This is a genomic window from Microbispora rosea (assembly GCF_900156315.1).
GTDB lineage: Bacteria > Actinomycetota > Actinomycetes > Streptosporangiales > Streptosporangiaceae > Microbispora > Microbispora rosea.
This window is the reverse complement of the sequence record NZ_FTNI01000016.1, coordinates 44,457-57,203: the sequence shown is the minus strand read 5'-3', so window position 1 is coordinate 57,203 and position 12,747 is coordinate 44,457. Positions and strand designations below refer to the sequence as shown.

Annotated in this window: 11 protein-coding genes; 7 read left to right on the top strand and 4 right to left on the bottom strand. The window is 72.1% G+C overall.

Annotation, left to right across the window (positions count from 1 at the left end; translation table 11 throughout):
• The first annotated feature begins 10 nt into the window (after positions 1–10).
• Positions 11–220 (top strand): ubiquitin-like protein Pup, encoded by a 210-nt coding sequence (locus BXA11_RS22230; protein ID WP_030507144.1) that lies wholly within the window; start codon positions 11–13, stop codon positions 218–220.
• A 133-nt stretch (positions 221–353) separates the two neighbouring features.
• On the opposite strand, the gene BXA11_RS22225 is transcribed toward BXA11_RS22230, so the two are convergent.
• The 3 genes from BXA11_RS22225 to BXA11_RS22215 all read right to left on the bottom strand — a co-directional run bounded on the left by BXA11_RS22225 (position 354) and on the right by BXA11_RS22215 (position 5,737).
• Positions 354–3,173, bottom strand: a complete 2,820-nt coding sequence (locus BXA11_RS22225; protein WP_239104992.1) for a glycoside hydrolase family 38 N-terminal domain-containing protein — start codon at positions 3,171–3,173, stop codon at positions 354–356.
• A 10-nt stretch (positions 3,174–3,183) separates the two neighbouring features.
• Positions 3,184–4,395 carry a Gfo/Idh/MocA family protein gene (locus BXA11_RS22220; RefSeq protein ID WP_076437450.1) on the bottom strand — a complete coding sequence of 404 codons (1,212 nt, stop codon included), beginning with the start codon at positions 4,393–4,395 and terminating at the stop codon, positions 3,184–3,186.
• Between the two features lie 70 nt (positions 4,396–4,465).
• The gene (locus tag BXA11_RS22215; RefSeq protein ID WP_076437448.1) at positions 4,466–5,737 is read right to left on the bottom strand and encodes a CehA/McbA family metallohydrolase; all 1,272 of its coding nucleotides are present in this window, start codon (positions 5,735–5,737) and stop codon (positions 4,466–4,468) included.
• Positions 5,738–6,017: 280 nt separating this feature from the next.
• On the opposite strand from BXA11_RS22215, the gene prcB reads away from it, so the two are divergent.
• The 5 genes from prcB (at position 6,018) to BXA11_RS22190 (ending at position 10,952) form a co-directional block, all read left to right on the top strand.
• Positions 6,018–6,833 (top strand): proteasome subunit beta, encoded by an 816-nt coding sequence (gene prcB, locus BXA11_RS22210; protein WP_076437446.1) that lies wholly within the window; start codon positions 6,018–6,020, stop codon positions 6,831–6,833.
• A 27-nt stretch (positions 6,834–6,860) separates the two neighbouring features.
• Positions 6,861–7,679, top strand: coding sequence for a proteasome subunit alpha (prcA, locus tag BXA11_RS22205; RefSeq protein WP_204053667.1), 819 nt, complete (start codon positions 6,861–6,863; stop codon positions 7,677–7,679).
• 125 nt (positions 7,680–7,804) lie between these two features.
• The gene (locus tag BXA11_RS22200; RefSeq protein ID WP_076437441.1) at positions 7,805–8,491 is read left to right on the top strand and encodes a hypothetical protein; all 687 of its coding nucleotides are present in this window, start codon (positions 7,805–7,807) and stop codon (positions 8,489–8,491) included.
• 68 nt (positions 8,492–8,559) lie between these two features.
• Complete coding sequence (gene pafA, locus BXA11_RS22195; protein WP_030507137.1) at positions 8,560–9,918, top strand: Pup--protein ligase; 1,359 nt, start codon at positions 8,560–8,562, stop codon at positions 9,916–9,918.
• Between the two features lie 71 nt (positions 9,919–9,989).
• A complete protein-coding gene (locus BXA11_RS22190) occupies positions 9,990–10,952 on the top strand; it encodes an FKBP-type peptidyl-prolyl cis-trans isomerase (protein ID WP_076437439.1) in 963 nt (320 codons plus the stop codon).
• A gap of 63 nt (positions 10,953–11,015) precedes the next feature.
• Here the strand turns inward: BXA11_RS22190 and BXA11_RS22185 are convergent, their stop codons facing one another.
• Positions 11,016–11,909, bottom strand: coding sequence for a chitosanase (locus BXA11_RS22185; RefSeq protein WP_275409701.1), 894 nt, complete (start codon positions 11,907–11,909; stop codon positions 11,016–11,018).
• Positions 11,910–12,074: 165 nt separating this feature from the next.
• Here BXA11_RS22185 and BXA11_RS22180 point away from each other — a divergent pair, with 165 nt between their 5' ends.
• Positions 12,075–12,737, top strand: a complete 663-nt coding sequence (locus tag BXA11_RS22180) for a helix-turn-helix transcriptional regulator (protein ID WP_204053656.1) — start codon at positions 12,075–12,077, stop codon at positions 12,735–12,737.
• Positions 12,738–12,747 lie beyond the last annotated feature (10 nt).

The following is a 12,747-nucleotide window of genomic DNA, read 5'->3' as shown; positions in this document are numbered from 1 at the left end:
GGTGTCAGGGATGGCGACCAAGGAGACCGGCGGCCAGAAGCAGACCGGGCGGCAGGAGCAGGAAGTCGAAGAGGTCGAGGCGCAGGCGTCCCCGGACGTCCAGGAGCGTCACGAGAAGCTGACCGACGACGTGGACGCGATCCTGGACGAGATCGACGAGGTCCTCGAGGAGAACGCGGAGGAGTTCGTCCGTTCCTACGTGCAGAAGGGCGGGCAGTAGCCCCGGCGAGAGGCGTCCGGGCCGGTGGCGGCCGCGCCGGGGGACCGTCTCCCGGCAGGCCCGCCGTCGGGCCCGGAGACTCCCGTCGAGCGCGCCCTCGGCGGTCCCGGCGGCAGGCGATGACGCGCGGGCGTCAGGCTTCGCCGAGATGAACGGTCGCGATCGCGAAGGGCGTCAGCGGGACGCGCACCGTCCGCCATGACCCCGGGTACGCCGCGGGTCCCCGCCCGTCCGCCCCGTCATCGGGAAACACCTCGTCGCGGGACACCTCCAGAGGGCTCAGGGGAGAGCCCAGCACGCCGGCCGTCCAGGCCGCGGTGAAATCTCCCCGGACGACCGCCTCGGTGGCCGCGGGATGCTCGGCCACCAGGCGGACCTCCAGCCGTCCGCCCCGCTCGCGTAGAGCGGCCATCATGACGCCGTCCCCGCTGATCGCGACGCGACCCCCTCCGCCCGGGCCGTCCCCGTCCGCATCCCCCGCCCCGTCCCCTGCCCTGGCGGCGCCGGTGCCCGGCACGGCGAGCAGGTCGTGGCGGAACTCCTCGGCGAGCCTCGGCAGCCCGGCCTCGTGCCACTCTCCCGCGTACGGCAGGACGGCGAAGCGCACGGTCAGCGGCCCTTGGCACTGGGCGGCCGGGGTGGGCACCTCGGGCCCGGCGGGCTCGTCGCGGTAGGGGTTGCGGTTCCTCGACAGGTAGCCGACGGACCGCACGAGCGTCAGCGCCAGCTCGGTCCCGTCCCCGCTGATCTCGTCTCCGTTGATCTCGTCCCTGACGATCTCGTACTCGGTGACGTGGTCGAGCAGCACGGCCAGGCCGCCGGCGGCGGCGAAGGACTCGGCGGGAAAGGTCGGAATCGGCCGCTCGCCGCCCCCGTCTCCACCCCCGTCTCCACCCTCGGCCGCCAGGCCGCGCCGCACCACGGCGAACTGTCCCTCGGCGTACGACCCGGCCGCCGCGCGGGGCAGCGGCGCGTGCCAGCGGACGCGGTGGTCGCGGCAGCGCACGTCCATGGTGATCTCGCACCGCGCGAACGGCTCGCCCGCCCTGAGCTCCACCCGGGTCGTGACGGCCGTCGGCACGATCTCGGCGTCGGTCTCGTCGCCGGCGTCGCCGCCGAGGCCGGCCGGCCAGTCGTACACCCGCGTGATCTCGTACGCGCCGGTCAGCGGGCCCGCGCAGATCTCCTCGACGACGACGTGGGAGGGCCGGTCGGCAAGCCGGTCGTCGGGCGGCGGCGCGTAGTTGTAGGTGTCGCCGGCGTCCCCGCCGTGGGCGATCCGCCCGACGCCGTGGACCTCGGTCCCGTCCGCGCCGTGCAGCGAGAGCGTCCCGTCGCCGGCCACCCGCACCCGCAGCAGGCCGTTGTCCAGCACCGGCTCGAACCCGTACGCGTCGGTCCTCAGGGCGTTCGCGACGGGTGCGGGCAGGCGAGGCTCGGGCGGACGGGCCGTGAGGACGGCACGGCCGAGCGGCGGCACGGTGACCAGCGCGGCCACGGTGACCACGGGCTCGGCCACCGTGCGGACGACCCACGGCCCCGGACCGGCCTCCACGACGGCCCTGCGCAGGTCCTCGTAGGCGTACGCGCCGGAGGCGTGCCTGCTCACGGTCACGGTGAACACGCCGTCCCCGGCGTGCCAGGAGACGATCTCGTGGCCGTACAGCTCCCGCTCGTGGACGCGCCCGAGGAGCCGGGAGAGGTCGTCCATGACGGTCTCGTCGAGCAGTGTGGCGGCGTGTTCGAGCCGCTGCGCGGGGACGGACCGGCCCGAGGCGTCAACCAGGGACGCGCGGTCCTCCGGCAGGTCCGCGAGCACCAGGCCGGTCCGCTCGAACGGGGACGGGTTGACGGCCACGAGCGAGCCCTTGGGTGCGGCCTCGGAGAGGGACGCCGCGACCAGGTCCACGACCGCCTGGGCCGTCTGCCCGGCCTCGGCGATCCTGGCGGCAACCTGCTGGGCGGTCTCGTCCGAGCCGCAGCCGGTGACGGAGTCGTGCCCGCTGCAGGCGATCACCGAGCGCCAGGCCATGTCGATGAGGCGTTCGCAGGCGGAGTCGCCGGCGAGCCACAGCGCCGACAGCGGTTCCGCGTAGCGGGTGAGGACCCGCTCGGCCCGCGCCATGGCCTGCTTGAGCGGCACCCGGGCCGAGATCACGCCGGGCAGGATGCTGGCCCGCGCGTGCGAGCGCAGCTCGCCCACGACCCGCGGCACCTGCTCGCCGGCCGCGCCGCCACTCTCGCCGGTCACGGCCTCGGCGAGGGTGGCTACGCGGAGCCCGGACGCGGTGATCTCGCGGGCCGGCGCCGAGTGGTCCGCGCCGTACATCGCCAGCAGGGTGCCACCGGCCGCCCAGCCCTCCGCCGTGGAGACGAAGGCCGTCACCCGGTCGGGCATCTCCTCGGCCGGGCCGGTGAACAGGCCGAAGGCGTTGCCGTACCCGCCGGGCAGATACCTGGTCCTGATCGTGGTGCCGTCGGCGCCGATCCAGTCGAACGCGTCGCGGTCCACGTGCGCGGGCACCCCGCGCCACAGGCACGCCCGGCGCAGCCCCGCCAGCGCCAGCATCTGCGGCATCTGGGCGCAGTGGCCGAACTGGTCGGGCAGATAACCGACGGGCATGGCGCCGCCGAGCGCGGCGGCGCCCCGCATGCCGTACTCCAGGTTGCGCAGCAGCGTCTCCCCGGCGCACAGGAACTCGTCGGCGAGGATCAGCCAGGGCCCCACGGCCAGTCGCCCCTCGGCGACGAAGCGGGCGACGTCGCCGCGCCGCGCGGGCCGGATCTCCAGGTAGTCCTCGACCGCCGCGAGCTGGCCGTCCATCGTGAAGCGGTAGGCGGGGTCGGCGGCCATGGCGTCCAGGACCTCATCGAGCATCCGCACCAGCCCGGCCCGGAACCGCTGGAAGGGCAGATACCACTCCCGGTCCCAGTGGGTGTGCGGGACCACCACGATCCTGTCGCTATCGGCTGAGGCTCTCCTCGGCGTGACCGCTGGCTCCACTCCCGCCCTCCTCGGCGTCGCTGCCGCCGGCCCCGGCGGTCGCCTCCCGCGGGGCGCCGGTGACCTCCCGGGCGCACTCCCCGCCGATGGGGATGCCCGCCCACCGCGCGTACCTGTGCACGATCCGCTGCGCCGTGACGATATCCTCCAGAGCCCCGTCGAGTCCGGTGAGTGGCGGTTCCTCCTGGGTGACGAAGCGGTGGAAGGCACGCAGCTGGCGCTCGAACGCCTCGGCGACGTCCTCGCTGACGACCGTCCGCTCGGTGGTGCCGACGCGGCAGGTGGCCGTCAGCCGGGTGGGCGCGTTCAGCAGATAGGGAGAGGGGAACCGCAGCTCCAGCGAGCCGTGCTCGTGGTGCAGCGTCATGACCTCGTGGTAGGCCGGATAACTCGTCAGATAGTGCCACCGGATGCCGTACCTGCCGGAGCACTCGCCTCCGAGCGTCCCGCTCACCTCCAGGGACGGCGGGAACGCCTCCACCGGCCACACGGCCACGTGGTCCACCGTGTCGGGTGAGCCGGTGAACAGGCGCATCAGCGACAGCTCGTGGCACACGCTGCTCAGCAGCACCTCGGCGTACAGCCGCCGCAGCCGCTCCGACGACGTGCCGAGCGCGGCGCCGAGGGCCCGCTCGTCGGCCTCCGCGTAGGGCGCCACCCGCTCGGGCGCGGGCCGGCCTGGCCGCGCCCGGGCGAACAGCAGCTGCGACTCCTCCGACGGGTGCAGCACGGTGGTGTCGAGGTGGCGGACGACCTGCGGCCCGCCGGCCTCGTGCAGCGCCTCCAGCAGCCGCTGGGAGGCCGGGTCGTACTGCTTCATGTAGCCGGCCATCAGCCGTTCGCCGGAAAAGCCGCTCAGCTCGGCGCGGCTGTAGGCGACGGGCTTCTCGCACAGCACCCACAGCCCGCGTTCGAGGGCGGCCCGCAGCAGAGGCCCGTGGGACCCGGGCGTGAGGACGATCAGCGCGTCGAACCCGCCCCTGTCGAGCATCGTCAGCGGGTCGTCGTACGCGGGGACGCCCGCCTCCCGGCCGACGGTCTCGGCGTGCCCGCGGTCGAGGTCGCACACGGCCGCGACCCGGAACAGGTCGCGCCGCCGTGCCAGCAGGGGCAGGTAGACGACCTGCGCGGCGACGCCCAGCCCGGCGATCCCCACCTTCACCGTCTCCACGTCCTCACCTTCCTCCGCTCGGCGGCCTGCCCTGCACCTCCCCATCGGCGGCGGAACGCAACCCCGGTCGTCACGTGCAGACGGCGACCACCTCGTTGGCGGGCGTCTCCAGCCGGTGCACCCCGGGACCCGCGGGCAGGAGGACGCGGTCCCCCCTGACCACCCGCCGCGTCTGCGGGCCCCACAGCACCAGACCGTCGGCGTCCACGGCGAGGAACTCGTCCTCCAGCCGCAGCAGCAGCGGGGCGCCGGGGGAGGCCGACACCGCCGTCCGGCCCTCCGCCACGGCCCGTACGACCGCTCCGGCCGCCTCGGGTCCGCGGCCGTCGCCCTCGGCGAGCACCCACGTGGTCGGCGCGCCGGGCGGGTGACCCTCCTCGGGCCGGTGGTAGTCGCCGCCGCCCACCACCACGAGGCCGCCGGCCGGGTCTCCGGCCGAATCGCGCGTCCAGGCCTGCCCCCAGGCCAGCGGCGCGCCCCAGCTGCGGTCCCACCAGCTCCAGTGCCACAGCTCGACCACCCGCGGCCGGTCGGCCATCGGGTGCCGCCAGGCGCAGTCGGTCGCCACCGGATGGTTGACCGACAGCACCCCGCCCCGGTCGCGTACGGCCTTCGCCCACTCGTCGGGGGGCTGCCGGAAGTCGATCCAGCCGATGTCCCCGAGAGCGCCGGCGTGCCCGAGATCGGTGGTCACCTCCTGCCCCGGCACGAGCACGAGACCGGCCAGCGCCGAGGCCGCCGCCAGCTCCGCGTGGTGGCTGACGGTGTTGTGGTCGGTCACCGCGAGGAAGTCCAGCCCGGCCGCGGCCGCCACGCAGGCCAGCTCGTAGACGCTCAGCGTGCCGTCCGAGTGGTCGGTGTGCGCGTGCAGGTCCCCGGCGAGCCAGCGGTATCCCGGCGGCGACGGCAGGCGGCGCCGTACGGCGGCGGGCTCGGGCGGGACGGGCCCGGGCACACGGGAGAAGCGGGTGCGGCGCCGGCGCGGCCGGGCGGGCGGCCGCACGTGCCTGATCACCCGGATCTCGTACGGCAGGCCGCCGAGGGGCACCCGGTGCAGCCCGACGAGCACCCGCCACACCCCCGGCTCGATCTCGCCCGGCAGGTAGCCGGGGGTGGCCCAGGAGGGGGTGATCGTGTATTCGGAGCGTGCGCCGCCCGACCAGCCGCGAAACCCGGCGGGCCCGGCGCAGCCGAGGTCGAGCACGCCGGCCGACCGGTCGTAGGACAGGCGCACCGTGAGGGCGGCCGTGCCGGGCCGCACCTCCACCGGCACCTCCGCCACCGGCCCGGCCAGCCGGTCGTCCAGCGTCCACGTCCCGGTGATCGCGGCCCTGGTCGTCACGCGCCACCCACCCGCCGGCCCCGCGAGCCGAGGTTCTTCATCACCGCCACCTTCCCTCCGGACGCCCCCTTCTTCCCCGGAGATCGACACTCGCATGGGATTACCGGCACGTAAAGAAGCGGTCCGGTGAACGAGCAACGGCCGTGAGTCCGGCCTCTTGCGGGATGTCTGGTTCGCGCTGAGCTGATCGGGAAGAGTGCAACCAGTGCTGAGACCTGAGTATGGTCGGGCGTAACAACGCACGCTTGGAGGGAGTCGCGTGGCATCTCAGCCAGCCTGGATGAACAGCCTCTTCACATACACGGGATCGTCGTCGTTCTCGGAGTTCCTCGGCGCGTACGCGCCGAACCTGCTGCCCGCCCGCAACGAGTCGCTGGCGGCGCCGGTGGTCGACGAGATCCCGCACGCGACCACCATCGTCGCGGCGACCTGCGCCGGCGGCGTGGTGATGGCGGGCGACAGGCGTGCGACCTCCGGGAACATCATCTCGCAGCGGGACATCGAGAAGGTGTTCCGCACCGACGAATACTCCTGCATGGGCATCGCCGGCACCGCGAGCACCGGCCTTGAGCTGGCCCGGCTCTACCGGGTCGAGCTGGAGCACTACGAGAAGACCGAAGGCCGCTCGCTGTCGACCGAGGGCAAGGCGCACCGCCTGGCCACCATGATCCGCGGGAACCTGCCCATGGCCATGCAGGGCCTCGTGGTCGTGCCGCTCTTCGCGGCCTACGACCCGGCCGGCGACGTCGGGCGGATCTTCAGCTACGACGTGGGCGGCGGGCCGTACGAGCAGAGGGAGTTCCACTCGATCGGCTCGGGTTCGATCTTCGCCAGGGGGTCGCTCAAGAAGCTCTACCGGGAGAACGCCAGCCCGCAGGACACGGTCCTGGCCTGCCTGCACGCCCTGTACGACGCCGCGGACGACGACTCGGCGACCGGCGGCCCCGACGTGATGCGGAAGATCTGGCCGGTCGTGTCCGTCATCACCGCGGACGGCTTCCGCCGCCTCCCGGACGACGAGGTCGCCGAGTTCGTGGAGTCCATGCTGGAGAGGCGGATGACCGCCCCCGAAGGCCCGATCGCGCCGCTGCGCTAACCCAAGAGAGGATCACCCCCGGTGTCCATCCCCTTCGGAGGATATGCCTCGCCCGAGCAGATCATGCGGGACAGGGCGGAGTATGCCCGCAAGGGCATCGCTCGCGGTCGCAGCGTGGTCGTGATGCAGTACGCCGACGGCATCCTGTTCGTGGCGCCCAACCCGTCCAAGGCGCTGCACAAGATCAGTGAGATCTACGACCGCATCGGCTTCGCCGCGGTGGGGCGCTACAACGAGTTCGAGTCGCTCCGCCTGGCCGGCATCCGCTACGCGGACATCAACGGCTACACGTTCAACCGCAACGACGTCACCGGCCGCGGCCTGGCGAACCTGTACGCCCAGCAGCTCGGCATGATCTTCACCGAGTCGATCAAGTCGTTCGAGGTGGAGATCGTCGTCGCAGAGGTCGGCGAGGCGGCCGAGGACGACCAGATCTACCGGATCACCTTCGACGGCTCCGTCTTCGACGAGCAGGGCATGGCCGTGATCGGCGGCCAGGCCGACGCCGTCGGGGGACGCCTGAAGGAGCGCTACGTCGACGGACTGCCGCTGCCGCAGGCCCTCGACGCCGCGCTGACCGCCCTGACCGAGCCGGGCGGCGAGCGTCCCCCGGTCACCCAGATCGAGGTCGCCGTCCTCGACCGGGGCAGGGAGCACCGCAAGTTCCTGCGCCTGACCGGGCCCCGCCTGGAGAAGCTCCTGGAGGCCGCCAAGGAGAGCCAGGAGGGCGCGCGGCAGCCCGTCGCCGAGCAGGCCCAGGAGGAGCAGGCGTCGGCCGAGCAGGCTCCCGACACCGCCCCGCCGATCGCCCCTGAGGGCGACATCGACACGGGCTCCGGCGAGTAGCCCCGTCCTTCCGCCGTACGGCCGGGCGCCGCGTCCTCACCAGGGGGCGCGGCGCCACCGTGTCATGGGGGCGGCTCGGGCGTTTCGGCTCGGTCGACCTCCGATTTCGCTAGTCTCATGCCGTTATGACGACTTTTGATCTCTTTCGGCGAGCGGGCGTTCCGGCCGTCGCCGTCACCCTCCTGTCGCTGACCGCGTGCTCCGGAGCCTCCGGCACGGCGGCCTCGCCCACCGTGACCGCAACCGTGACGGTGACGGCCCCGGCGTCGCCCGCGGAGCCGTCCGCCGACCCGGCCGCCTCCGACGCTCCGGCGGCGGACACGCCCACCGACTCGGGCACGACCGCCCCGACGGCGAAGCCGGGCAAGGCCGGGCCGCCGATCATGGACAAGACGCCGGCCCCCTTCGGCGGGACCCTCCAGTCGGACCCCGGGCACGACTTCACCAAGGGGCTCAGCCCCAGCAGCGACGGTGTCGTACGCGGCCAGCTGGTGGCCATGCACGACGAGAACGTGGCGGAGTACCGGCCCATCAAGTTCGTCAAGGAATACGGCGGCAGCACCAGCGGCCACTTCGAGGGGCCGCCGGAGGGGGACGTGACGGCCTTCGCCGCGCCGATCGCCGGCGACGTCGTGTTCCTCAGCGCGGTCGGCTGCGACGGCAAGGACCAGACCATCGACGGCGACTACCTCGGCTCCCAGCGCTGCTCCCGGGACAAGCTGGTCCTGCGGGCGGACGCGGGCGACCTGCGGGCGCTCATCACCGTCAAGGGCGGGCAGATCGTCAAGGTGACGGAGATCTACGCCGCCTGAGCCCTTCTTCTCGCATTCCACCGCCTGATCACTGTTCGGCCGCCGGTTTATGGGAATAGTGTGAGGTGATGGATCGACGCATATTCGGGCTGGAGAACGAGTACGGCGTCACCTGCACGTTCCGCGGGCAGCGGAGGCTGTCACCGGACGAGGTGGCGCGGTACCTGTTCCGGCGAGTGGTGTCCTGGGGCCGATCGAGCAACGTATTCCTGCGCAACGGCGCACGTCTCTACCTGGACGTGGGCAGCCATCCCGAGTACGCCACCCCTGAATGCGACAACGTCGTGGAGCTGGTCACCCACGACAAGGCGGGGGAGCGAATCCTGGAGGGACTCCTCGTGGACGCCGAGAAGCGGCTCCGCGAGGAGGGCATCGCGGGAGACATCTACCTGTTCAAGAACAACACCGACTCGGCCGGCAACTCCTACGGCTGCCACGAGAACTACCTCGTGGGTCGGCACGGGGAGTTCGGGCGGCTGGCCGACGTCCTGATCCCTTACCTGGTGACGCGGCAGATCATCTGCGGCGCGGGCAAGGTGCTGCAGACCCCGCGCGGAGCCGTCTACTGCGTCTCCCAGCGGGCCGAGCACATCTGGGAGGGCGTCTCCTCGGCGACCACCCGGTCCCGGCCGATCATCAACACCCGTGACGAGCCGCACGCGGACGCCGAGCGGTTCCGCCGGCTGCACGTCATCGTGGGCGACTCGAACATGAGCGAGACCACGATGCTGCTCAAGGTCGGCGCCACCGACCTGGTGCTGCGCATGATCGAGGCCGGGGTGGTGATGCGCGACCTGTCCCTGGAGAACCCGATCAGGGCGATCCGGGAGGTGTCCCACGACATGACGGGCCGGCGGAGGGTGCGCCTGGCCAACGGCCGCGAGGCCTCGTCGCTGGAGATCCAGCAGGAGTACCTGACAAAGGCGCAGGACTTCGTCGACAGGCGTGGCGGGGACGCCATCGCCAAGCGGGTGCTGGAGCTGTGGGAGCGCACGCTCCGGGCGGTCGACACGGGCGACCTCGACCTGGTCTCCCGGGAGATCGACTGGGTCACCAAGTACCAGATGATTGAACGTTACAGGCAGAAGTACGACCTGCCGCTGTCGTCGCCGCGCGTCGCGCAGCTCGACCTGGCCTACCACGACGTGCACCGCAAGCGCGGGCTGTTCTACCTCCTGCAGAAGCGGGGGGCCGTCGAGAGAGTGGCCGACGACGTCCGCATCTTCGAGGCGAAGTCGGTTCCGCCGCAGACCACACGGGCCAAGCTGCGCGGGGAGTTCATCCGCAAGGCCCAGGAGAAGCGGCGCGACTTCACGGTTGACTGGGTCCACCTGAAGCTCAACGACCAGGCCCAGCGGACGGTGCTGTGCAAGGATCCGTTCCGCAGCGTGGACGAGAGAGTCGAGAAGCTCATCGCGGGCATGTGATCTCTTACACCGCTCTGACGGCGGGTTCGGGTAGCCTAGCCCGGACCCGCTGTCTGTTTGAGGATTCCCATATGCGCCGTCGTACGGCACTCGTCGCCGCCCTGCCCTTGTTGCTCGCCGCCGCCTGCGGAACCGCGCAGAAGAGCGCGTCCAGCGCGAGCCCCACCTCCAGTGGCCAGGCCGCCGCCTCGGCCATCAAGGTGACGGGAGAGGCCGGCAAGAAGCCCACCCTGACCTTCCCGGCGGGCAAGCCGTCGCTCACGTCGGCCTCTGTCAAGGTCATCGAGGGTCAGGGCACCCCGGCCAAGGACGGCGACGTCCTCACCGCCAACGTCACCGTCTACAACTGGGACGGCAAGGAGAACAAGGCGGCCGGGTCCGACTACGACCAGGGCAAGTCGGAGTTCGTCTCGGTCAGCCCGCAGCTGCCCAAGGCGCTGCACGAGGCGCTGGTCGGCGCCAAGCCGGGCGGCCGGGTCATGGCCGTCGTCGCGAAGGACAGCCTGAGCGCGGAGCAGGTCGACCAGGCCAAGCAGCAGGGTCAGGACTTCAACACCACGTCCCAGGTGCTGGTCATCGACGTGATGGGGGCCGCGCTGAAGTCCGTCCAGGGCACCGCCGTCGACCCCGGCGTCGCCGGCGTGAAGGTCGAGAACGCCGCGGGCGACAAGGCCCCGACGCTGACCACCAAGACCAGCGAGAAGGCGCCCAAGAAGCTGGTCGTCAAGACCGTGATCAAGGGTGGCGGCCCGGAGGTGAAGGCCGATCAGACGGTCCTCGCCCACTACGTCGGCAAGATCTGGGGCACCGACAAGCAGTTCGACTCCAGCTGGGAGCGGGGCCAGCCCGCGACGTTCGCCCTCGACCAGGTCGTCAAGGGCTGGGCGCAGGGCCTGACCGGCGTCCCGGTCGGCAGCCGCGTCCTGATCACGATCCCGCCGGACCTCGGCTACGGCAAGGAGGGCAACGCGCAGGGCGGCATCAAGGGCACCGACACGCTCGTCTTCGTCGTGGACGTCCTCGGCGCGGCCTGACAGCCACGTACGACAGGGGCCCCTCTCACCGGTCCGGTGAGAGGGGCCCTTCGCGTATGGGCGTCAGCCGGGGATCCGGTAGCTGTCGCCGTAGACCTTCCAGCGCAGCGGCGGGTCGAGGTCGAGGTCGCCGTTCTTGAGGAACACCCGCTGGGCGGTGTCGACCCGGCTGGTGTCGCTGTGCGCCTCCTCGGTCTTCATCGCGGCCTTACGGGCGTCGAGGAACGCGTTGAGGTAGACGACCTCGTCGCCGCCCTGCGCCGGGGTCCTCGCCTTCTTCATGGCCGTCTTCCGGATGCCGCCGAAGCTGACCGGGTCGCTGCCGGGGCCGTGCATCACCATGGCGTCGTAGTAGACGAACTGTCCGAGCGCGCGCAGGCCGTCGGCCTTGGCCTGGGCCACGGCGGGATCGAAGTAGACCCGGTCGCGCTCGTCGTTCTGCGCCTGCCGGAACACGGGGTCCGCGGCGGCGGCGCGCCAGTCCTTGGGGAAGTTCGGGTCAAGCCCCCGGTGCGAGTCGGTGCCGTTCACCTTCCGCAGCGCGGGCAGGTACTTCGCCAGCACGTTGCCGGGCCTGCGCGCGGTGTAGAGCTCGACCAGGTCGAGCATGTCGCCGGTCCCCGAGCAGAAGCCGATGATCCCGGCGGTGTAGCCGCGCCCGTCGTCGATGTCCTCGATGTACTTGTACTGGGCCTTCCAGTCGAGTGAGGAGTTCTCCGCGCTGGAGACCAGCTCCATCGCGATCTCCTTCTTCTCCGGGTCCGTGAGGTCGGCGGGCACCGCCTCGACCGCCACCTTCACGGTCTCCCCGGCGGCGGCCGGGCCGCCGGTGCCGGCTACCGCCGCGTTCGCGGGGAGTACGGCGTTCGCGGGGAGTACGGCCGCGGCGGCCACGAGCAGCAGAGCCGCGCGCCCGGGAATGCGCGGGGGAGTGCGCCTGGTCAGCGGGTCTTTCACGTGCGTCGCTCCGTTCTCCGCCCGCGGCCGTGCGTCGTGGCGGGAAGGGGGCGCGGGCGGGGGTGAGCCCTCGTGAGGGGAATTAGTTAGGAAGGTTTCCTAAGAAAAGCAGTGCCGCACGGCGGTGTCAACGGTCCCGGCGGCGGCACGACCTAGACTCCGGCTGTGACGAGCGACGACCTGGAGTCGATGAGCGTGCTCGGCGATCCCGTACGGCGGGCGCTGTACGGGTACGTGGCCGAGCAGGGGCGGGATGTGGGTCGCAACGAGGCGGCCGAGGCGACCGGCGTCCAGCGCACGCTGGCGGCCCACCACCTGGACAAGCTGGTCGAGGCGGGCCTGCTGGAGTCGGGGTTCAAGCGGCTGAGCGGCAAGGCCGGCCCCGGTGGCGGCCGCCCTGCGAAGGTCTACCGGCGGGCGCGCGAGGAGCGGACCGTGAGCCTGCCGCCCCGCGACTACCGCACGCTCGCGCTCGTGCTGGCGGAGACCGTCGACCTGCTGGGCGGAGAGGAGAAGGCCGAGGAGGCCGCCCGGCGGACCGGAGAGCGTCTGGCCGCCGGCGAGTCCGCCGGCCTCGTGGAGGTGCTGCGCGGGCGCGGCTACGAGCCGTACGAGGGGGGCGGACGGGTGCGGTTGCGCAACTGTCCCTTCCACGTGCTGGCCGAAAGCCACCCGCTGCTCGTGTGCTCGATGAACCTCGCGCTCTGCCAGGGGATGCTGGCCGGTCTGGGCGAGACCGGGGTCGTCGCGACGCTCGATCCGAGACCGGGAGAGTGCTGTGTGGCCTTCACGTCCGCCGGGACGTCTTCTAAAAACAACGTAGATTGACATAGAATCG

Coding starts and splice junctions, on each gene's coding strand:
- prcB (WP_076437446.1), top strand. CDS start 6,018: ATGAACAGCCTCTTCACATACACGGGATCGTCGTCGTTCTCGGAGTTC.
- BXA11_RS22190 (WP_076437439.1), top strand. CDS start 9,990: ATGCGCCGTCGTACGGCACTCGTCGCCGCCCTGCCCTTGTTGCTCGCC.
- BXA11_RS22230 (WP_030507144.1), top strand. CDS start 11: ATGGCGACCAAGGAGACCGGCGGCCAGAAGCAGACCGGGCGGCAGGAG.
- BXA11_RS22200 (WP_076437441.1), top strand. CDS start 7,805: ATGACGACTTTTGATCTCTTTCGGCGAGCGGGCGTTCCGGCCGTCGCC.
- pafA (WP_030507137.1), top strand. CDS start 8,560: ATGGATCGACGCATATTCGGGCTGGAGAACGAGTACGGCGTCACCTGC.